The organism is Achromobacter denitrificans NBRC 15125, assembly GCF_001571365.1.
Classification (GTDB): domain Bacteria; phylum Pseudomonadota; class Gammaproteobacteria; order Burkholderiales; family Burkholderiaceae_B; genus Achromobacter; species Achromobacter denitrificans.
This window is the reverse complement of record NZ_BCTQ01000004.1, coordinates 59,245-78,663: the sequence shown is the minus strand read 5'-3', so window position 1 is coordinate 78,663 and position 19,419 is coordinate 59,245. Positions and strand designations below refer to the sequence as shown.

Annotated in this window: 18 protein-coding genes; 10 read left to right on the top strand and 8 right to left on the bottom strand. The window is 68.6% G+C overall.

The annotated features are described in order from the left end of the window. Positions 1-8: 8 nt before the first annotated feature. Positions 9-836: an IclR family transcriptional regulator gene (locus ADE01S_RS05175; RefSeq protein ID WP_228468220.1), complete on the bottom strand. Its 828-nt coding sequence runs from the start codon at positions 834-836 to the stop codon at positions 9-11. A 238-nt stretch (positions 837-1,074) separates the two neighbouring features. Between ADE01S_RS05175 and ADE01S_RS05170 the strand changes: the two genes are divergently transcribed. The 4 genes from ADE01S_RS05170 (at position 1,075) to ADE01S_RS05155 (ending at position 7,005) form a co-directional block, all read left to right on the top strand. After that, a complete protein-coding gene (locus ADE01S_RS05170) occupies positions 1,075-2,088 on the top strand; it encodes a TRAP transporter substrate-binding protein (protein WP_062680401.1) in 1,014 nt (337 codons plus the stop codon). Positions 2,089-2,096: 8 nt separating this feature from the next. Next, positions 2,097-3,977: a TRAP transporter large permease gene (locus ADE01S_RS05165; RefSeq protein WP_373281393.1), complete on the top strand. Its 1,881-nt coding sequence runs from the start codon at positions 2,097-2,099 to the stop codon at positions 3,975-3,977. A 75-nt stretch (positions 3,978-4,052) separates the two neighbouring features. Further along, positions 4,053-4,769 (top strand): GntR family transcriptional regulator, encoded by a 717-nt coding sequence (locus ADE01S_RS05160; RefSeq protein WP_062680399.1) that lies wholly within the window; start codon positions 4,053-4,055, stop codon positions 4,767-4,769. A 349-nt stretch (positions 4,770-5,118) separates the two neighbouring features. Further along, complete coding sequence (locus tag ADE01S_RS05155) at positions 5,119-7,005, top strand: ABC transporter ATP-binding protein (RefSeq protein WP_062680398.1); 1,887 nt, start codon at positions 5,119-5,121, stop codon at positions 7,003-7,005. A gap of 30 nt (positions 7,006-7,035) precedes the next feature. On the opposite strand, the gene ADE01S_RS05150 is transcribed toward ADE01S_RS05155, so the two are convergent. Then, on the bottom strand, positions 7,036-7,659 hold the full coding sequence (locus ADE01S_RS05150; RefSeq protein WP_232482014.1) for a LysE family translocator: 624 nt from the start codon (positions 7,657-7,659) through the stop codon (positions 7,036-7,038). A gap of 144 nt (positions 7,660-7,803) precedes the next feature. On the opposite strand from ADE01S_RS05150, the gene ADE01S_RS05145 reads away from it, so the two are divergent. Next, entirely contained in the window at positions 7,804-8,286 is a 483-nt protein-coding gene (locus ADE01S_RS05145; protein WP_062680396.1) for an Lrp/AsnC family transcriptional regulator, read from the top strand. A gap of 6 nt (positions 8,287-8,292) precedes the next feature. On the opposite strand, the gene ADE01S_RS05140 is transcribed toward ADE01S_RS05145, so the two are convergent. Continuing rightward, complete coding sequence (locus ADE01S_RS05140) at positions 8,293-8,970, bottom strand: DJ-1/PfpI family protein (protein WP_062680395.1); 678 nt, start codon at positions 8,968-8,970, stop codon at positions 8,293-8,295. A gap of 90 nt (positions 8,971-9,060) precedes the next feature. Here ADE01S_RS05140 and ADE01S_RS05135 point away from each other — a divergent pair, with 90 nt between their 5' ends. Next, on the top strand, positions 9,061-9,951 hold the full coding sequence (locus tag ADE01S_RS05135; protein WP_062680511.1) for a GlxA family transcriptional regulator: 891 nt from the start codon (positions 9,061-9,063) through the stop codon (positions 9,949-9,951). Positions 9,952-9,967: 16 nt separating this feature from the next. Here ADE01S_RS05135 and ADE01S_RS05130 read toward each other — a convergent pair whose 3' ends face one another. Then, a complete protein-coding gene (locus ADE01S_RS05130) occupies positions 9,968-10,690 on the bottom strand; it encodes an SDR family oxidoreductase (RefSeq protein ID WP_062680394.1) in 723 nt (240 codons plus the stop codon). After that, a complete protein-coding gene (locus tag ADE01S_RS05125; protein WP_062680393.1) occupies positions 10,687-11,682 on the bottom strand; it encodes a Bug family tripartite tricarboxylate transporter substrate binding protein in 996 nt (331 codons plus the stop codon). The genes ADE01S_RS05130 and ADE01S_RS05125 overlap by 4 nt, the downstream gene beginning before the upstream one ends. Positions 11,683-11,805: 123 nt before the next feature. On the opposite strand from ADE01S_RS05125, the gene ADE01S_RS05120 reads away from it, so the two are divergent. The 4 genes from ADE01S_RS05120 to ADE01S_RS05105 all read left to right on the top strand — a co-directional run bounded on the left by ADE01S_RS05120 (position 11,806) and on the right by ADE01S_RS05105 (position 16,552). Then, positions 11,806-12,843: a cyclase family protein gene (locus tag ADE01S_RS05120; protein WP_062680392.1), complete on the top strand. Its 1,038-nt coding sequence runs from the start codon at positions 11,806-11,808 to the stop codon at positions 12,841-12,843. A 3-nt stretch (positions 12,844-12,846) separates the two neighbouring features. Further along, the gene (locus ADE01S_RS05115) at positions 12,847-14,457 is read left to right on the top strand and encodes an AMP-binding protein (protein WP_062680391.1); all 1,611 of its coding nucleotides are present in this window, start codon (positions 12,847-12,849) and stop codon (positions 14,455-14,457) included. A gap of 2 nt (positions 14,458-14,459) precedes the next feature. Then, positions 14,460-15,203, top strand: a complete 744-nt coding sequence (locus ADE01S_RS05110; protein WP_062680390.1) for a GntR family transcriptional regulator — start codon at positions 14,460-14,462, stop codon at positions 15,201-15,203. 128 nt (positions 15,204-15,331) lie between these two features. Beyond that, positions 15,332-16,552: an ABC transporter substrate-binding protein gene (locus ADE01S_RS05105; protein ID WP_242663456.1), complete on the top strand. Its 1,221-nt coding sequence runs from the start codon at positions 15,332-15,334 to the stop codon at positions 16,550-16,552. Between the two features lie 41 nt (positions 16,553-16,593). Here the strand turns inward: ADE01S_RS05105 and ADE01S_RS05100 are convergent, their stop codons facing one another. Genes ADE01S_RS05100 through ADE01S_RS05090 form a run of 3 tightly spaced genes read right to left on the bottom strand, consistent with a single transcriptional unit; the run spans position 16,594 to position 19,352 of the window. Then, entirely contained in the window at positions 16,594-17,187 is a 594-nt protein-coding gene (locus ADE01S_RS05100; RefSeq protein ID WP_062680388.1) for a 2-hydroxychromene-2-carboxylate isomerase, read from the bottom strand. Further along, positions 17,184-18,521 carry an MFS transporter gene (locus ADE01S_RS05095; RefSeq protein ID WP_082775715.1) on the bottom strand — a complete coding sequence of 446 codons (1,338 nt, stop codon included), beginning with the start codon at positions 18,519-18,521 and terminating at the stop codon, positions 17,184-17,186. Before ADE01S_RS05095 ends, ADE01S_RS05100 begins: the two co-directional genes overlap by 4 nt. Positions 18,522-18,566: 45 nt before the next feature. Beyond that, a complete protein-coding gene (locus ADE01S_RS05090) occupies positions 18,567-19,352 on the bottom strand; it encodes an aldolase (RefSeq protein WP_062680386.1) in 786 nt (261 codons plus the stop codon). Positions 19,353-19,419 lie beyond the last annotated feature (67 nt).

Genomic DNA, 19,419 nt, shown 5'->3' with positions numbered 1-19,419 from the left:
AAGGCGGATCAGGGCTTGGGCTTGGGGGCCGGCGGACGTGTCCGCGCCTCGCGGCCCCCGGGATTGGCCTGCGCGAGCAGGCGTTTGGCCTCGCGGGACAACAGCTTGGCCAACTGGAACTGTCTCTCCTCATCCATGCGCGACTCGACCGCGGCAATGCTCAGCGCGCCCAGCACCTGCCCCTGTTCGTCGCGCAACGGCACGCCGATGCCCCACGAGCCCGGCACCACCAGGCCGCGGTTCACGGCGTAGCCCTGTTCTCGGACTTCGTCCACCAGGGTTCGGATGAGCGGCACCGAATAGTGCGGATAACGCGCCGCGATCAAGGCCGCATTGGCCTGCAGGCAGGCCTCGACCTCATCGTCGGGCAGCGCCGCCAGGATCGCCAGGCTGCCGGCGCCGATGCCCAGCGGGTGGCGGTCGCCCGGCAGCAGCACGTGCGTCTTGAGCGGGTAGTCGCCGTCCTCGCGCAGCACGCAGACCGCGAACACGTCGCGCCGCAGCGAAAAGAAGGCGGAATCGCCGCACTCGTGCGCCAGCCGCGCCACCACGGGCGCGGCCAGCCGGTTGATGCCGAAGCGCTCGCTGGCGATGTTGCCCAGCACATGGCATTCGGGGCCGAGGAAATAGCGGCGGGTGGCGGGATCCTGCTCGACCATGCCTTCGGCCGCCAGCGCCGCCAGGATGCGGTGCACGGTCGGCTTGCTCATGCCCGTGTCGCGGGTCAGCGCCAACAGACCCGCGCCCTCGCCGCGCATGCGCGATACGCCGCGCAGCACCAGCATGGCCCGGGAAATCGCCTGGGCGCCGCCGACCTGGGATGAGGTATCCGTCACGTTGTCTCCGCCTGATTTTTTCAGTGGTCCATTTTGTGGACCACTATGTTCATCCTGTTTTTTCATTCTGCACCAGTTTTTGTGATTTACGCTAGAGAATCAATGTGATTAAATAAATTTAAGGGTATTACGTAGGTCCATATAATGGACCGCATGCAAAGATAAAGCAAGAAGCCTCGCAAGGCGCTTTATCCGGTCTCCCTCGAAGAAGGCCGGATCTCATAACCAAGGAGACAGCATGAACACGACTCGACGCAAACTCATGAGCGCCGCGGGAGGCGGCGCGCTTCTGGCCATGGCGCCGTTCCAGCGGACGCTGGCGGCGCCGCAATACCGGTACAAGTACGCCAACAACCTGCCCCCGGCGCATCCCATGAATCTGCGCGCCAACGAAGCGGCGCAAAATATCCTGCGCGACACCGGGGGCCGCTTCGAGCTTGCCGTGTTCCCCAGCAGCCAACTGGGATCCGACACCGACACGCTCAGCCAGTTGCGCGCCGGCGCCGTCGAGTTCTTCACCCTGTCGGGCCTGATCCTGTCCACCCTGGTTCCCGCCGCGTCCATCAGCGGCATCGGCTTCGCGTTTCCCGACTACGACGCAGTCTGGAAGGCCATGGATGGCGAACTCGGCGCGCACATCCGCCGCGAAATCAACGGCAAGGGGCTGTTCGTCATGGATCGCATCTGGGACAACGGCTTTCGCCAGGTCACCACCAGTTCGCGCGCCATCGCCGGCCCGGACGATTTCCGCGACCTGAAGATCCGCGTGCCCGTCAGCCCGCTCTGGACGTCGATGTTCAAGGCGCTCGGCTCGTCGCCCGCCAGCATCAATTTCAACGAAACCTACTCCTCGCTGCAGACCCGCGTGGTCGACGCGCAGGAAAACCCCCTGGCCATCATCCAGACCGCCAAGTTCTACGAAGTGCAAAAGTACTGCTCCATGACCAACCATATGTGGGATGGCTTCTGGTTCCTGGGCAACCGCCGCGCCTGGGAAAAGCTGCCGGCCGACATCCGCGAGGTCGTCGCCAAGCACATCGACGCGGCCGGCATGGCCGAACGCGCGGACGTGCTGGCGCTGAACAACCAGTTGCAGACCAAGCTGGCCGAAGAGGGCCTGGCTTTCAACACGCCCGACGCCGCTCCCATCCGCGAATCCCTGCGCAAGGCGGGCTTCTATGAAGGCTGGAAGGAGAAGTACGGCGAGAAGGCCTGGAGCCTGCTCGAACAATCCGTAGGGAGGCTCTCATGAGGGCGGCGATGACCCACCCCGCGGACGTGCTGGCCGGCGCGGAGGCGCCGCCGGGCGCCAGGCGTCCCTGGGCCGTCGCCGCGGACAACGCCCTGGGACACCTGGTGGAGATCCCCGCGGCCATCCTGGTGGTCGCGGAGATCGTCATCCTGTTCTCGGGCATCGTGGCGCGCTATGCGCTGCACGAACCGCTGGTGTGGTCCGACGAACTGGCCTCGATCCTGTTCCTCTGGCTGGCGATGCTGGGCGCGGTCGTCGCCTTCCGGCGCGGCGAGCACATGCGCATGGGCGCGCTGGTCAACCGCGCCTCGCCCGCGGCCCGCGCCGTGCTGGACATGGTGGCGGTGGCGGCCGCGCTGGCCTTCCTCCTCATGCTGCAGGCGCCGGGGTTCGAATACGCCTCGGAAGAGCGCTACGTCACGACCGCCGCGCTGGAGATCCCCAACGTCTGGCGCGCGGCGGCCCTGCCCGTCGGCACCGCCTTGATGGCGTTGATCGCCCTGCTGCGGCTGGTCGAGCGCACGCAATGGCGCACTGCCGGGCTGGCGCTGCTGCTGGTCGGCGGCGTGGTCGCGGCCATGGCGGCGCTGCAGCCCGTGTTCGCCAGCCTGGGCAACCTGAACCTGCTGATCTTCTTCGTCGGCATCGTGGCGGCGACGGTACTCGCGGGCGTGCCGATCGCGTTTTCGTTCGGACTGGCCACGTTCGGCTACCTGTCGCTGACCACCGACGTGCCGATGATGGTGGTGGTCGGGCGCATGGACGAAGGCATGTCCCACCTGATCCTGCTCGCGGTGCCGTTGTTCGTGTTCCTGGGCGTTCTCATCGAAATGACCGGCATGGCCAAGCGCATGGTCGCCTTCCTGGCCAGCCTGCTTGGACACGTGCGGGGCGGCCTGTCCTACGTGCTGATCGGCGCCATGTACGTCGTGTCGGGCATTTCCGGCGCCAAGGCGGCGGACATGGCAGCGGTGGCCCCGGTGCTGTTTCCGGAAATGCGCGAACGGGGCGCCGACGAAGGCGACCTGGTCGCGCTGCTGTCCGCCACGGGCGCGCAGACCGAAACGGTGCCGCCCAGCCTCGTGCTCATCACCATAGGCTCCGTCACGGGCGTGTCGATCACCGCGCTCTTCACTGGCGGCCTGTTGCCGGGGCTGGTGCTGGGCGTGATGCTCTGCCTGGTCGTCTGGTGGCGCAACCGCCGCGAAGACCTGAGCACGGTGCGCAAGGCGAGCGGCCGCCAGATCGGCCGAGCGCTGCTGGTGGCGCTGCCGGCGCTGGCCCTGCCCTTCGTCATCCGGGCTGCCGTGGTCGAGGGCGTGGCCACGGCGACCGAGGTATCCACCATCGGCATCGTCTACGCCACGCTCGTCGGGCTGCTGGTCTACCGCTGCTTCGACCCCAAGCGGCTCAAGCCCATGCTGGTGGACACGGCCTGCCTGTCCGGCGCCATCCTGCTCATCATCGGCACCGCCACCGGCATGGCCTGGGCGCTGACGCAATCTGGCTTCTCCACCCAGCTCGCCACGACCATGGCGGGGCTGCCCGGCGGCGCCGCGACCTTCATGGCCGTGTCCATCGTCGCCTTCGTCATCCTGGGCAGCGTGCTGGAAGGCATACCCGCCATCGTGCTGTTCGGTCCGCTGCTGTTCCCGATCGCTCACCAGATGGGCATCCACGAGGTGCACTACGCCATGGTGGTCATCCTGTCCATGGGCTTGGGCCTGTTCGCGCCGCCGTTCGGCGTGGGCTATTACGCCGCCTGCGCCATCGGCCGTGTCGCGCCCGAGGCGGGCATCCGGCCCATCATGGGCTACCTGAGTTCGCTTGCCGTCGGCATCGTCGTTATCGCGGCCGTGCCCTGGCTGTCCACGGGCTTTCTCAAATAGCCCGCTCTCGCGGCAGGAATCTCGGGTCCGATCTAATTTATCGAGATTCCTGCCGCGCGGTGCTAAAGTACTCGCATGTCTGACGGCACCCCGCTACCCTCCCTTTCGCACGCCGGTCCGGCCAACACGCTGGTCGGCGCCGCCTACGTCAAGCTGCGCCACGACATCATCCAGGGCAGGCTTCCGCCCGGCTCGCGCCTGCGGGTCGAACACCTGAAGGACGACTACGGCGTGGGCGCCGGCACGCTGCGCGAAGCCCTCGCCCTGCTCGTGTCCGATGCGCTCGTCGTCGCCCACGGCCAGCGCGGCTTCCACGTCACGCCCATCTCGCTGGAAGATTTCCGCGACATCACCGAAAACCGCGTGCTGCTCGAAACCGAGGCCTTGCGCCAGTCCATCGCCGTCGGCGACGACGACTGGGAAAGCGCCGTGCTCGCCGCCTTCCATCGCCTGAGCAAAGCCGAGCAGCGCCTGGCCGCCGATCCCGACGCCCGCTTCGAAGAATGGGAGCAGCGCAACCGCGAGTTCCACCGCGAACTGATCCGCGCCTGTCCGTCGCGGTGGATGCACCATTTCCTGGGCATCCTGTACCAGCAGGCCGAGCGCTACCGCCGCCTGACCGTCACCCGCCGGCCCATCGCCCGCGACCTGCACGATGAGCACCAGGGCATTCTCGACGCCACGCTCGCCCGCGACGCCGACCGCGCCTGCGCGCTGCTCGCCAGCCACATCCGCCTCACCTACGACGCCGTCGCCAAGTTGCCCGCGGAACTGTTCACCCCATCGGCCTGAGGGCCGCGCGCCGCGAGTTGAAAAAACCCCACAGCGCGTGCGATACCGTTGATTCCGCTACACCACTTCTATAGAATCTTCAATTCGGGCCTTTGCCCATTCCTTTTCTTCATTCCACACACCACTGGGAGGCGCGAGATGATGTATCCGCAAACCGCTTTCCCGCGCGTGTCCCCGCGACGCCATTAAGTCGTCGCCCGCGCGGACCCATCGCTAAATCCGTATTTAGCGACTGGTCCCCCGCGCCCGCCCCAAACCCTTAAACGCAATGCCTGCGCTGCCGCGCGGGCCGTTCCGTCCTCCTTACACACAAGGAATCCTGGCGTCATCGCGCCGCCGGGCCATTGCAATGGCTAGACAAAAACTCGATCTACGAGGACAGACCTTCAGGGACGTCCTGGGCTTTACCTTCCGCTATTGGCGCGAACAACCGTGGCGCACGGCGCTGATCGTCGCGCTCGCCCTCTCGTCCGCGATGGCCGACGTGCTGACCCCGCTGTACGCGGGCCGGCTGATCGACGCCGTGGCCTCGGGCGCCGCAAGCGATGACATCGTCTGGAGCGCCGCCCTCACCTCGTTCTGGCTGCTGATCGCGCTCGGCGTCGGCAGCACCCTGCTGCGCCAGGCCGTGTTCCAGAACATCATCGTCTTCACCTTGAAGATGATGAATGAAATCGTGTCCAACGCCTTCTACCGGGTGCAGCGCTTCTCCACGGACTGGCATGCCAACAGCTTCGCCGGCTCGACGGTGCGCAAGGTCACGCGCGGCATGTGGGCGGTCGACCTGCTGAACGACACGCTGCTGGTGGCGCTGCTGCCCTCGGTCGTCATGCTGGTCGGCGCCACCGCGCTGCTGGGCGTGCACTGGCCCATGATGGGGCTGGTGGTGGGCGCGGGCTCGGTGCTGTATATCGCCGTCACCGTCGCCATGTCGCTGGGCTACGTCGCTCCGGCCGCGCGCCTGGGCAACGCCTGGGACACGCGCATGGGCGGCGCGCTGGCCGACTCCGTAAGCTGCAATGCCGTGGTCAAGGCCTTTGGCGCGGAAACGCGCGAAGAGGCCCGGCTGGCTCGCGTCGTCGACAAATGGCGCAACCGCACCCGCCGCACCTGGGTGCGCGGCACGCTGAACGGCGGCCTCCAGGGCGCCATGCTGGTGGCCATGCAGGCCGGCATCCTGGGCGTGTCGCTGCTGCTGTGGTCGCGCAACGAGGCCAGCGTGGGCGACATCACCTTCGCCCTGACGATGTTCTTCATGCTGCAGGGCCACCTGCGCGACGTGGGCATGCACATCCGCAACCTGCAGCGTTCGGTCAACGACATGGAAGAACTGGTCGCGCTGGAAAAGCAGCCGCTGGGCGTGGAAGACCGGCCCGGCGCGGGCGAGATCCGCGTTATGGCCGGCGAGATCCGCTTCGAGGACGTGACCTTCCGCTACGGCCAGCACGACACGGCGCTGTACGAGAACTTCTCCGTGCGCATCGCGCCGGGCGAACGCATCGGGCTGGTGGGGCACTCCGGGTCGGGCAAGACGACCTTCATCAAGCTGATCCAGCGCCTGTATGACGTGAACGGCGGCCGCATCACCATCGACGGGCAGGACATCGCCCAGGCGAAGCAGTCGTCCCTGCGGGGCCAGATCGCGATCGTCCAGCAGGAGCCGGTGCTGTTCCACCGCACCCTGGCGGAGAACATCGCCTATGCGCGCCCCGGCGCCACGCAGGCCGAGATCGAGCAGGCCGCGCGCCTGGCCAGCGCCCATGACTTCATCATGGCGCTGCCCAAGGGCTACGCCACGCTGGTGGGCGAGCGCGGGGTGAAGCTGTCTGGCGGCGAACGCCAGCGCGTGGCCATCGCGCGGGCCTTCCTGGCCGACGCGCCCATCCTCATCCTGGACGAAGCCACGTCCAGCCTGGACAGCGAAAGCGAGGTGCTGATCCAGCAGGCGATGGACCGCCTGATGGAGGGCCGCACGACGCTGGTGGTGGCGCACCGCCTGTCCACCGTGCGCGCGCTGGACCGCCTGCTGGTGATGGACCACGGCCGCGTCATCGAGGAAGGCAGCCACGAGGCGCTGATCCGCCTGAAGAACGGCCTGTACCGCCGCCTGTTCGAACGCCAGGCCCTGGAACTGACCAAGGGCCTGCGGCCGGAAGAACTGCTGGAGGACGGCGCCGTTGCTCCGGCGACGCGCACCGAGGAAACGGACGAATCCTCGTACGCCTTCGCCAAATGAGGTTCTGGCGCGCCGCGGGAGCGCCGGGCCTCAGGCCGGGCGCTGCGCGATCGTCAGGCGCAGGCCGAAGGCGATCAGGGCCACGCCGAACACCCGGCTCTGGATCTTCTGCGCGCGCGGGCTGGCCGACATCCAGCGCCCCACCGCCCCGCCCGCCAGGGCGCACATGACGTCGAACGCCAGGCCCAGGCCGACCAGGATCACGCCCAGCACGGCGAACTGGCGGCCGATCGGCCCCTGGTCCGGCGACACGAACTGCGGCAGCAGCACCGAGCAGAACAGCAGGGCCTTGGGGTTGAGCACGTTGGTCAGCACCCCGCTCAGGAGCGCCGGCCCCCAGCCCGCCTGGCTCGGCGCCGCGCCGCTCGCGGCCTCGTACGACACCGGGCCCGCGCGCAGCAGGCGCACGCCCAGCCAGACCAGATAGCAACCGCCCACCGCGCGCGCGGCATCGAAGGCCCAGGGGTGGGTCTTGAAAAGCGCCGCCAACCCCAGCGCGGCCAGGGTCACGTGGGCGGCCCGGGCGATCGCCAACCCCGCCGCCACGGCCAGCGCCTGCCCGCGCCCGCGCAGCAGGCCGGTTTCCAGCAGCAGGATCATGTCGGGCCCCGGCACCACGTAGACGATCAGCAGCGCCCCCAGAAACATCGCCATATCCGCCATCGCCCGCTCCCGCCCGTCGCCATTGAGAAGGCGATCATTCTAGAAAAAACGGGCTGGCATGTGCTTGCTATTCCTGCCATCCGATCTATCATGATTGGCATACTGAACCAATTCGCTAGCCGGAATAATAATTTCATGCCAAAACGCGAACTCGACGGCTATGATCGCCGCATCCTGGAGGCCCTGCAGCACAACGGCCGGCTGACCAACGTCGAGCTGGCCGAGCAGATCGGCCTGTCGCCCTCCCCCTGCCTGCGCCGCGTGCGGTTGCTGGAGGAGGCCGGCGTCATCCAGGGCTACGAGGCCAGGCTCGCGCCGGACGAAGTCGGCCTGGGCCTGACCGTCTTCGTCGGCATCAAGGTGGAACGCCACCACGAGCGCGACGCCGCCGAATTCCGCAAGGAAGTCAGCGCGCTGCCCGAGGTCATCGCGGCCCATCTGGTGTCGGGCGAATCCGACTTCCTGCTGCAGGTGGTGGTGCCGGACCTGCGCGGCTACGAGCGCTTCCTGCTCGATACCCTGCTCAAACTGCCCGGCGTGAAAGACATCCGCAGCAACTTCGCCATCCAGACCGTCAAGCCGCAAAGCCCGCTGCCGCTGGACCACCTGGCCCGCTAGGCGCGCTCAGGGCGCCATCGCCGCCGCGGCGCGGTCCACCGCCAGCGCACGCCGTTCAAAGCGCGCCTGCGACATCGCCAGGTAGCGCTCCACCACGGCCGGCTCCGAGGTCTTGGGCGTGCCGCCGGGAAACGGCGGCTTGGGGTCGTACTCGATCTGCAGCTGGATCAGCTTGGCCGCATCTTCGCCGCACAGCTCGGCCACTACTTTCAGCGCCATGTCGATGCCGGACGTCACCCCGCCCGCCGTGAACAGCGTGCCGTCGATGCACAGCCGCTCGTCGCTGGGCCGGGCGCCGAACCGCGAAAGCAATTCCCGCGCGCGCCAATGGCTGGAAGCGCGCTTGCCACGCAGCAGCCCCGCCGCGCCCAGCAGCAGCGAGCCGGTGCAAATGCCGAACACATACTGTGCCTCGCTCCCCTGCCGGCGCGTGAAATCCACCCAATCGGGGTCGACGATGGCATCATCCGTGCCCGGCCCGCCCGGCACCACCAGCAGATCGCAGGGCGGCGCGGAAGCCAGTGTCTGGGTGGGCACGAACCGCAGTCCGCGGTCGCACCGTACCGGATCGAGCGTTTTTGCGACAAAATCCACGGTAAAGCCCGGCGCGTTCGCCAGCACCTCGTAAGGCCCGGTCATATCCAGCTGGGTCAGTCCCTCGAACAAGAGAAAATTCACATGCATGACGATGCTCCCTCAGAAACGCCAGCCCCCAGCATAGGCGGACGCGCCCGGCCGGCTGCGCCAAATGCGGCCCCGGATGCGCCATTGCGCATCGTGTTCGTGCTGTACGACGGTTTCCAGCCGCTGGACCTGGCCGGGCCGTGGCAGGCGTTCAGCTCGGCCAACGAAGAAGCCGGCCGCCCGCTCTACCGCCTGCACACCATCGCCGCCACGCCCGTGGTCGCCACCTGGGAACAAGGCCTGCGCATGCAGGTGGACGGCACCTTCGCGGACGACGCGGACGCGCCCATCGACACCCTGCTCGTCCCCGGCGGGCCGGGCGCCGACCTCGCCAGCGCCCACCGCGAAACGCAGGCCTGGCTGCGCCGCCGCGACCCGGATACCCGGCGCACGAGCAGCGTGTGCACCGGCGCCTTCGTGCTGGCGGCCACCGGCCTGCTCGACGGCCGGGCCGTCACCACCCACTGGCGCTCGGCCACCCGCCTGCAATCCCGCTATCCCGCCCTGCGCGTGCAGGACGACCGCATCTTCATCGAGAGCGGTAAATACTGGACCTCCGCCGGCGTTACCGCCGGCATCGATCTGGCGCTGGCGCTGATCGAGCGCGATTTCGGGCCGGACCTGTCGCAACAGGTGGCCCGCCGGCTGGTGGTCTTCATGCGGCGCAACGGCGATCAGCGCCAGTACAGCCAGACCCTGCGCCTTCAGGACCGGGTGGCGGCGCCTTTCCGCGACCTGGTCGAGAAAATGGAAGCGCAGCTGTCGGCGCGCTGGTCGGTGGACGACATGGCCGACGCCTGCCATATGTCGCGCCGCACTTTCCAGCGCAAGTTCGTCGCGCATTTCGGCGTGGCGCCCACCGAGGTGCTCCGGCGCCTGCGCGAAGAGCGCGCGGCGGCGCTCGACGCCAGCGGCAAGGTGTCGCGCAAGGAACTGGCGCGGCAGTTCGCGCTGCGGCCGGGGCCGCGGCGGTCCGCCTAGGGCCTGTTAACAGGCCCTAACCCGCCAGGCCCACCGACATCCCTCCGCACACATACAGCAGCTGTCCCGTGGTGAAGCCCGCGCGCGGATCCAGCAGCATGGCGACCGCGTGGGCCACCTCGTCCGGCCGGCCCACCCGGCCCACCGGGATCGACGCTTCCAGCGCCACGGTCTTCGGCGCGCCCGGCGGGTTCGACTGGTTGAAGAGTTCGGTGGCGACCGGACCCGGCGCCACGGTATTGACCGTGATGCCATCGGCCGCCAGCTCCAGCGCCCAGGTCCGCGTCATGCCCGCCAGGCCCGCCTTGGAAGCGCCGTAGACCGAGCGCCCTCCCTTGCCCAGGCCCGCACGGCTGCCGATGTTCACGACGCGCCCGTACTTCGCCGCCCGCATGCCGGGCAGCAGCGCCTGCAGCAACAGGAGCGGCGCGGTGAGGTTGAGCGCCATCATGCGGGCCATCTGCTCCTGCGTCACGTCCTCGATGTCGGCGACCTGGATCATCCCGGCGTTGTTGACCAGGTGCAGCACGGGGCGCTCGGCCGCCAGTTCCCGCGCGGCGGCGGTGGTCGCCGCCGCGTCGCCCAGGTCGACCGAACGGAAGGTCTCGCCGGGCAGCAGCGCTTCGGGCGCGCCGCGGCTGAAATTGACGACCTGGTAGCCGTCCTCGATCAGCCGCGCGACGATGGCGCGGCCGATGCCCCGGCTGCCGCCGGTGACCAGTGCGATGGGTGTGTTCATTGCGCGGTGATCCCCTTGTCCTTGATGAGTCCGCCCCATTTCTTGCGTTCCTCGCTTTCGAAGGCCGCCAGGTCCGCGCCGAAGAGCGTGCCGGGCTTGGCGCCCATGCCCGCGAAGTTCCGGGCGATGGCGGGGTTCTGCAAGCCGCTGCGGGCCGCTTCGATCAACTGCTTGACCACGGGCTCCGGCGTATTGCGCGGGGCATACAGCGCGAACCACGCCGTGACGTCGAAGCCCGGCAGGCCGGATTCCGCGACGGTGGGTAGGTCGGGCACCGAGGCGTCGCGCGCGGCCGAGGTCACGGCCACGCCGCGCACCAGGTTGCCGTCCTTGATCTGCGCGAGCGCGCCCGGCAGGTTGTCGAACAACAGGTCGACCTGGCCGCCCGCCACTGCCGGCAAGGACGCCGAGGTGCCCTTGAACGGCACATGCAGCATGGTCACGCCCGCCATGGCTTCGAAGTAGGCGCCGGTCAGGTGCACCGAGGATCCGACGCCGGGCGAGGCGTAGGTCAGCTTCTTGTCCTTGGACTGCTTGGCCGCCTTGATCACGTCGGCCACCGTCTTGTAGGGCGACTTGGCGCTCACCGCGATGACGTTCGGCGTGGTGGACACCAGCGCAATGGGCACCAGGTCGCGCTCGGGATCGAACGCCATGTTGCTGTACAGGAACTGGTTGATGGTCTGGGTGCCGATCGTGCCCAGGCCCAGCGTATAGCCGTCGGCCTTGGCGCGGGCCACGTAGGCCATGCCGATGTTGCCGCCCGCGCCGGGCTTGTTCTCCACCAGCACCGTCTGCTTCAGGCCCGGCTCCAGCGCGTGGGCGATGGCGCGGCCGAAGAGGTCCGCGCCGCCGCCCGGCGGATACGGCACGACCACGGTGACGGGATGGTCGGGGTAGCCCGCGGCATGCGCCGCCGGCAGCGCCAGCAAGGCCAGGGCGGCGAAGGCGGCGCCGCGCCATCCGGTGCGCGGATGCAGGAATTGCGTCATGGCTTTGTCTCCTCTCGAACCCGCTGAATGCGGATTTCTCTGGGTTTTTTCGGATATTTTTATAAAGTACGTAAATACGTACTATATTAATAAGAACATAGAAAACCGACAGGAGACAAGCAGATGAAACGCTGGACCCGACGCCCGGAAGGATCCACCTGGGGCGACTTCGGCGCGGACGACGAGATCGGCCGCCTGAACCTGCTCACCGAGGAAAAAGTGCTGCAGGGCGTGCGCGAAGTGCGCGCGGGCAAGGTGTTCTGCCTGTCCCTGCCGCTGGACCTGCCCGGCGGCAACGTGCTCAATCCGCGCCGCCACGCGCCCACGCTCAAGCCCACCTTCCGCGAAGGCACGCCTTACCTCAACTTCCAGATGTCGCAGGTGCAGCCCGACGCGGTCGACGTGCTGTCGGACGACCAGGTCACGCTGTCCATGCAGTACTCCACGCAATGGGACGGCCTGTGCCACGTGGGCGCGATGTTCGACATCCAGGGCGACGGCGAGCCGCGCCGCGTCTACTACAACGGCTACGCGGCCGGCGTGGACGTGTTCGGCGGCGCCGACGCCTCCGCCGACGACGCCTGCTGCCCGCCGGGCGGCTCCTACGCGCGCAAGCTGGGCATCAACCGCTATGCCGAGAAAGGCATGCAGGGCCGGGGCGTGCTGGTGGACCTGGCGCGGGCGTTCGGCCCGGGGCGCACGCTCGTGGGCCACGCCGAACTGCAGGCCGCCATGCGGGCGCAGGACGTCGCCGTGGAAAGCGGCGACATGCTGGTGCTGCGCACCGGCTTCGCCGAGGCCATCGTGGCCATGGGCGGCCAGCCCGATCCGCACGAACTGGAGCGCACGGGCGCCGTGCTCGACGGCTCCGATCCGGCGCTGCTGGACTGGATCACGCAGTCCGGCATCGCCGCCCTCTGCGCCGACAACTACGCCGTCGAGGCCTATCCGGCGCGCACCGCCGGCCCCGGCCACTCCATCCTGCCGCTGCATCACCATTGCCTCTTCAAGCTGGGCGTGCCGCTGGCCGAACTCTGGTACCTGAAGGACCTGGCCGACTGGCTGCACGAACAGGGCCGCAACCGCTTCCTGCTGACCGCCCCGCCCCTGCGCATGCCCGGCGCGGTGGGTTCCCCGGTGACGCCGATCGCCACGGTGTAAGCCATGTCCTTCCCGTACTCGACGTTCTCCGCGCACCTGGACGCGCTCGCCGCGCGCCAGCCCGACGCCCCGCTCCTGATCGACCAGGACCAGCCGATCAGCGCCCAGGCGCTGCGCGCGCGAAGCCGCGCGCTGGCCGCCGGCCTTGCGCGCCTCGGCGTGCGGCCGGGGCAACGCGTCGCGGTCTGGCTGCCCAATTGCGCGGCGTGGGTGGAATCGTTCCTGGCCTGCGCGCACCTGGGCGCCCTGGTGCTGGCGGTCAACACGCGCTTCCGGGCGCTGGAAGTGGCCGACATCCTCGGCCGCGGGCATGCCGACTGGCTGGTGTACTGGCCGGGTTTCAAGGGCATCGACTTCCAGGGCATCCTGGAGGACGTCGCGCCCGAGCACCTGGCGCGGCTGCAAGGCCTGATCGCGCTGGGCGAGGCCGGCGAATCGCCCAAGGCCGGCGGCAAGCCGGCGCACCGCTACGCCGACCTGCTGGCGTCGTCCGATCCCGTCCCCCCGGCGCGGGACAACGCCGGCGTGCTGTGCTTCACCACTTCAGGCACCACCTCCAAGCCGAAGTTCGTGCTGCACGACCAGCGCACCCTGCTGCGCCACGGCGAGGCGGTGGCCGCGGCCTATGGCTATGACGCGCGCAGCTGCGTGCTGGCCAGCGCGCCGTTCTGCGGCGCCTTCGGCTTCGCCACCCTGGTGGGCGGCCTGGCGCAAGGCGCGCCGGTCGTCTGCGCGCCGGTGTTCAATGCCGCCGAATCGGCCGCCGCCGTGCGCCGCCACGCGGTAACCCACACCTATGCCAACAACGAAGCCCTCGTCGGCATGATGGAGGCCGCCTCGCCGGGCGACTTCGCCTCGGTCCGGCTGTTCGGCTTCGCCAGCTTCACGCCGGCGCTGGACCGCATGCTCGACCTGGCCCGCGAAGCCGGCGTGCCGCTGACCGGCCTGTACGGCTCCAGCGAACTGGTGGCGCTGGTGGCCGGCCAGCCGCGCGATCCGGCCGAAGGCGACGTGTCGGCCCGCCACCAGCCCGGCGGCACCCTGATCTATCCCGAGGCCCGCGTGCGGGCGCGCGATCCGGCCACTGGCCAGGTCCTGCCCCACGGCCAATCGGGAGAGATCGAGATCCTGTCGCCCAGCCTGATGCAGGGTTACCTGGACAATCCCGACGCCACCCGCTCGGCCCTCACCGCCGATGGCTACTTCAAAACGGGCGACCTGGGGTACACGCTGACCCCGCGCCAGTTCGTGTTCCAGACCCGCATGGGCGATTCGCTGCGCCTCTCGGGCTTCCTGGTCAATCCGGTGGAGATCGAGCAGCTGGTGGAGACGCTGCCCGGCGTGCGCGCCTGCCAGGTCGTGGGCGCCAGCCAGGCGGGCAAGACCGTGCCCTACGCCTTCGTGCTGCTGCAGGACGGCGCGCAGGCCGATCCCGCCGGCTGGACCGCCGCCTGCAAGGCGGCGATGGCCGGCTTCAAGGCGCCGGCGGGCTTCACCGTGCTGGACGCCTTCCCCTCGGTGGAAAGCGCCAATTCGGTGAAGATCCAGAAACACCGGCTGCGCGAGATGGCCGATGCCCTGCTCGCGCAACCGTCCACTCCGCCCTTGCCCTGACCATGCCCGCCCGCAAGCTTTTCTCGCACAGCCCCCAGCCGCTCTATCTGCAGGCGGCGGCGCTGTTTCGCAGCCACATCCAGAACCGCACCTGGCGGCCCGGCCAGCAGATCCCGCCGCTGGAATCCCTGATGGAAACCTACGGCATCTCGCGGGCAACCATCCGCCAGGCCTTCGGCCTGCTGGAAGAAGACGGCCTGATCCGGCGTTCGCGCGGGTCGGGCACCTTCGTCAACGCCGAACTGCCCGAGACGCCCACGCTGCTCATCCCCAAGACCTGGGCCGAGACCGTGGAACTGAGCAACCAGCTGGGCACGGTGTCGCTGGTGGAATCCAGCGCCGATTCGCCGCTGCCCGATACCCTGGGCATGCCTTGCGGCGCCGACCGCAGCGGCAGCTTCCAGTACCTGCGCCGGGTGCACACCACGGACGCCGGCCCCTTCTGCTACAGCGAAGTCTTCCTGGACAGCGGGCTGTTCCGCAAGCATCGCGCCCGCATCCAGAAAAGCACGGTGGCGCCGGTGCTGGACCAATTCTACGGCGCGCGCATCAGCGAAGCCCGCCAGGTGCTCAACGTGATCGAAGCCGGCCAGGAATCCGCAGAATCCCTGCAGATTCCGGTGTCCTCGCCGGTCGCCGAGCTGCGCCGCTACGCCTGCATAGACGGCCGGGTCGTGTATTTCGCCCGGCTGGAGTTCCCGTTCCGCAAGGTGCGGATGGAGTTCGACCTGCTGACCGACCGCTGAGGCCCGGCCCGCCCGCAACCGCCTTCCCCAAAACAGAGCGCCGCAGCACACTCCGAGGCGCCTCCCGCAGTATCCGAAAAGATCCGGCACCAAGGAGACCAACCATGAAATGCCCCGGAACACCCCGGATGTCCCTGCAGTTGCGCAGCACGCTTGCCCTGTTTTCCGCCGCCTTCGCCGCCAGCACCGCACACGCGCAACCCGCGGCGGTCTCCGACGACGTGGTCCGCCTGGGCTTGATCCTGGACATGAGCGGCATCTATGCCGACGTGACCGGCAAGGGCAGCGCCACCGCGGCGGAAATGGCCGTCGCCGACTTCGGCGGCACGGTGCTGGGCAAGAAGATCGACCTGATGGTGGTGGACCACCAGAACAAGGCCGACATCGCCGCGGCCAAGGCGCGCGAGTGGTACGACGTCCAGAAGGTGGATGCCATCATGGACGTGGCGGGTTCCGCGCCCGCCCTGGCGGTGCTGGAAGTGGCCCGCGAAAAAAAGAAGATCGTGGTCTTCAGCGGGCCCGGCACCGAGCGCATCACCAACGACCTGTGCTCGCCCTATTCCGTGCACTACACCTACGACACCTGGTCGCTGGCCAACACCACGGCGCGCGCCACCGTCGAACAAGGCGGCAAGAGCTGGTACTTCCTGACGGCCGACTACGCGTTCGGCCACACGCTGCAGGCGTCCGCCACCGAAGTCGTGAAAGCCAACGGCGGCACGGTGCTGGGCGCGTCGCGCCATCCGCTGGGCTCCAGCGACTTCGCCTCCTACCTGCTGCAGGCCCAGGCCAGCCGCGCGCAGATCGTGGGCCTGGCCAACGCCGGCGGCGACACGGTCAACGCCATCAAGGCCGCCAGCGAATTCGGGCTGACCAAGGGCGGCCAGAAGATGGCGGGGCTGCTGCTGTACATCAACGACATCCACGCCATCGGGCTGGAGGCCGCGGCCGGCCTGACGCTGACCGAGGCCTTCTACTGGGACATGAACGACCAGACCCGCGCCTGGTCGCAGCGCTATTACGACAAGCTCAAGAAGATGCCGAACATGAGCCAGGCCGGCACCTATTCCTCGGTGATGCACTATCTGAAGGCCGTGCAGGCCGCCGGCACCGACGAGCCCGCCGCGGTCATGAAGCAGATGAAGGCCATGCCGATCAACGATTTCTTCGCGGCCAACGGCCGCATCCGCGAGGACGGCCGCATGGTGCACGACATGTACCTCTTCGAAGTGAAGCAGCCCGCGCAATCCAAGGGACCCTGGGACTACTACAAGCTGGTGGCCACCCTGCCGGGAGACCAGGCCTTCATGCCGCTGTCCAAGTCCACCTGCCCGCTGGTGAAGAAGTAGGACGGGGCCCGGGCGGGCGCCGGGCCCGCCCGGCGCGCGGCCTACGCCGCCACCGCCTCCTCCAGCATGTCCAGCCGGTCCTGGCCCCAGAAGAGCTCGCCCCGGTAGACATACGCGGGCGAGCCGAACACGCCGGCCGCCACCGCCGCGTCGGTGTTGCCTCGATAGGCGGCCTCGGCGTCCGGCCGGGCCGCCGCCGCCAGCAGCGCGACGTCGTCCAGCCCCTGCTCACGCAGGATGGCGCGCAGCGTGGCCTCGTCGGAGATGTCCCGCTCGTCGCACCACTCGGCCTTCAGGATGGCCTTGTACAGCGCCGCCACCGGCAGGCCGGCCTGGCCCGCGGCGATGACGATGCGCGAGGCCAGGCCCGCGTCGGGACACATATGGGCCGGCTGCGGATTGACGTGGATCCCCAGCTTGCGGCACCAGCGCGCCAGTTCCGCCACCCGGTAGGCCTGACGCTCGGGCGAACGCTGGCCCAGCAGGATTCCGCCGGTGCGGGCGTAGACCTCGGGCAGGTCCACCGGCAGGTAGCGGATCGCCGCGCCCTGGCGCCGTGCCAGCGCCTCCAGGCGGTCGGCGCCCAGGTAGGCCCAGTCGGAATTCATCCAGAAGTAATAGTCGATCGTTTTCATGGCGTCCTCAGTTTGGCGCTCGCGGGCACGCGCAGGGCGACGGCCGCGGGGGCCTCGCTGCGCATCAGCCACGCGCTGAACAAGGCGATCACTCCCAGGATGCTCAGGTACCACACCACGTACCGGGGATCGCCGCCGCCCTTCGCCAGCAGCCAGGTCGCCACGATGGGCGCGAGGCCGCCGCCGATGGCGCCGGATACCTGCACCGCCAGCGAGATGCCCGTGTAGCGCACTTCGGCCGGGAACTGGCTGGAGAACAGCGTGCCTTCCGGCCCGTACAGGCAAGCGTAGACCAGGCCGACCGCGAGGCAGACCGCCAGGATGATCCAGCCGGTGTCGCGCGTGCCCAGCAGATGGAAGAACATCGGCGCGCAGGCCAGGATGCCCACCGTGCCCGCCATGAACACCCATTTATGGCCGATCTTGTCGCCCAGCATGCCGAATACCGGCATGGTGAACAAGGCGACGGCCGCGCCCCAGATCGTGGCGTCCAGCATCACCGAGCGCGCGATGCCCAGGGTGCCCGTGGCGTAGGCCAGCGAGAAGGTCACGACGGTGTAGAACCAGGTCACCTCCGCCAGCCTGGCGCCCACCACCACCAGCAGGGCGCGGCGATGATGCTTCAGCACCTCGGCCACCGGCACCTCGACCTTGGCGCCCTTCTCCTTCATCTGCTCGAAGTCGGGCGACTCGGCCACCTTGACGCGGATGAACCAGCCCACCAGCAGCAGCACCACGCTGGCCAGGAACGGCAGGCGCCAGCCCCAGGCCAGCATGTCGGCTTCGGGCAAGCTGGCGACCGCCCCCATCGCCAGAGACGACAGGATCAGGCCCGGCGCCACGCCGGCCTGCGGCAGGCTGCCGAAAAAGCCCTTCTTGCCGTCCGGCGCGTGCTCCACCGCCATCAGCACCGCGCCGCCCCATTCGCCGCCCACCGCGATGCCTTGCAGGAAGCGCATCAGCACGAGGAGCACGGCGGCCCAGTAGCCGATCTGCTCATACGACGGGATCAATCCGATCAGGATAGTGGGCACGCCCATCAGCAGCAGCGTGATCAGCAGCATGGATTTGCGCCCGATCTTGTCGCCGTAATGGCCGAAGATCACGCCGCCCAGCGGACGCGCGAAAAAGCCCACCGAATAGGTGGCGAACGCGGCCAGCGTGCCCGTCAGCGGATCGAAGGACGGAAAGAAGATCTTGTTGAAGATCAGCGCGGCGGCGGTGCCGTAGAGGAAAAAGTCGTACCACTCGATGGTGGTGCCCATCATGCTGGCCAGTCCGGCCGTCACGTATTCGCGGCGCGAGCGCGCAGCCGCAGGCTTGGTCGTCATCATCATGACTCCCCGAAAAAGTGTCTGGAGGAAGGCCGCTGCGCGGCGTCAGGCGGCGGGTAGCGGCAGGGGCGCGACGCCGTGCGTCTGCCGCGCCCAGTAGTTGAACGTCGCGTTGACGATCGAGGGCTTGAGCAGATAGTCGTGCGCCTCGCGCGCCAGCTCGTCGTCCACGGGCGTGAGCGGCCCGAACGCCTGCGCGCGGATCTGCATGCGGGCCGCGCGTTCCAGGTAGACCGACAGGTAGGTCGCCTCTTCGCAGGACTTGCCGGCCGTCAGGTAGCCGTGGTGGGCCAGGATGATGGCCCGCTTGCTGCCCAGGGCGCCGGAGATGATGACGCCCTCCTGGTCGGCGATGGGCACGCCCGGCCATTCGCCCAGGAAGGCGCAGTCGTCGTGCAGCGGCGTCATGTCCATCTGCGAGATCACCAGCGGCTGGCGCGCGGCGGCCAGCGCCGAGGCCCAGGGCGAGTGCGTGTGGATGATGGATTGCACGTCGGGGCGCGCCTCGTAGACCCACAGGTGAAAGCGCGTGGCCGGGTTGGCCATGCCCTCGCCCGTGAGCGTGTTCAGGTCGCGGTCCACCTCGATGAAGTCCGCCGGGGTGGCCTCGTCGAAGCCCAGGCCGAAGCGCAGCGTCCAGTACGCGCCCGGACGCGCCGAACGCATGCTGATCTGCCCGGCCAGCCCGGCCTCCTGCTCGGTCATCGCCAGGATGCGACAGGCATAGGCCATGGTCTCCTGGATGCTGCGCGGCACGGCCTGCAGGTGCCGCGCCATTTCCTGCGTGGCGCGGCTGTCGAAATAGGATTTCTCTCGTAATGCGGTGCTCATGGCTTCCCCTTGGTTGTGCTTGCGCGTTCGGCGCCGACGGGCGCCGCGCGAAGTCCGCACAGTATGG

What these genes read in the sequence shown, in the direction of transcription:
- ADE01S_RS05110 (WP_062680390.1), top strand. Translation starts at nt 14,460, where the DNA reads ATGCCCGCCCGCAAGCTTTTCTCGCACAGCCCCCAGCCGCTCTATCTG.
- ADE01S_RS05115 (WP_062680391.1), top strand. Translation starts at nt 12,847, where the DNA reads ATGTCCTTCCCGTACTCGACGTTCTCCGCGCACCTGGACGCGCTCGCC.
- ADE01S_RS05150 (WP_232482014.1), bottom strand. Translation starts at nt 7,659, where the DNA reads ATGGCGATGTTTCTGGGGGCGCTGCTGATCGTCTACGTGGTGCCGGGG.
- ADE01S_RS05170 (WP_062680401.1), top strand. Translation starts at nt 1,075, where the DNA reads ATGAACACGACTCGACGCAAACTCATGAGCGCCGCGGGAGGCGGCGCG.
- ADE01S_RS05100 (WP_062680388.1), bottom strand. Translation starts at nt 17,187, where the DNA reads ATGAAAACGATCGACTATTACTTCTGGATGAATTCCGACTGGGCCTAC.
- ADE01S_RS05140 (WP_062680395.1), bottom strand. Translation starts at nt 8,970, where the DNA reads ATGCATGTGAATTTTCTCTTGTTCGAGGGACTGACCCAGCTGGATATG.
- ADE01S_RS05145 (WP_062680396.1), top strand. Translation starts at nt 7,804, where the DNA reads ATGCCAAAACGCGAACTCGACGGCTATGATCGCCGCATCCTGGAGGCC.
- ADE01S_RS05105 (WP_242663456.1), top strand. Translation starts at nt 15,332, where the DNA reads ATGTCCCTGCAGTTGCGCAGCACGCTTGCCCTGTTTTCCGCCGCCTTC.
- ADE01S_RS05095 (WP_082775715.1), bottom strand. Translation starts at nt 18,521, where the DNA reads ATGATGACGACCAAGCCTGCGGCTGCGCGCTCGCGCCGCGAATACGTG.
- ADE01S_RS05165 (WP_373281393.1), top strand. Translation starts at nt 2,097, where the DNA reads ATGACCCACCCCGCGGACGTGCTGGCCGGCGCGGAGGCGCCGCCGGGC.
- ADE01S_RS05155 (WP_062680398.1), top strand. Translation starts at nt 5,119, where the DNA reads ATGGCTAGACAAAAACTCGATCTACGAGGACAGACCTTCAGGGACGTC.
- ADE01S_RS05130 (WP_062680394.1), bottom strand. Translation starts at nt 10,690, where the DNA reads ATGAACACACCCATCGCACTGGTCACCGGCGGCAGCCGGGGCATCGGC.
- ADE01S_RS05120 (WP_062680392.1), top strand. Translation starts at nt 11,806, where the DNA reads ATGAAACGCTGGACCCGACGCCCGGAAGGATCCACCTGGGGCGACTTC.
- ADE01S_RS05160 (WP_062680399.1), top strand. Translation starts at nt 4,053, where the DNA reads ATGTCTGACGGCACCCCGCTACCCTCCCTTTCGCACGCCGGTCCGGCC.
- ADE01S_RS05090 (WP_062680386.1), bottom strand. Translation starts at nt 19,352, where the DNA reads ATGAGCACCGCATTACGAGAGAAATCCTATTTCGACAGCCGCGCCACG.
- ADE01S_RS05125 (WP_062680393.1), bottom strand. Translation starts at nt 11,682, where the DNA reads ATGACGCAATTCCTGCATCCGCGCACCGGATGGCGCGGCGCCGCCTTC.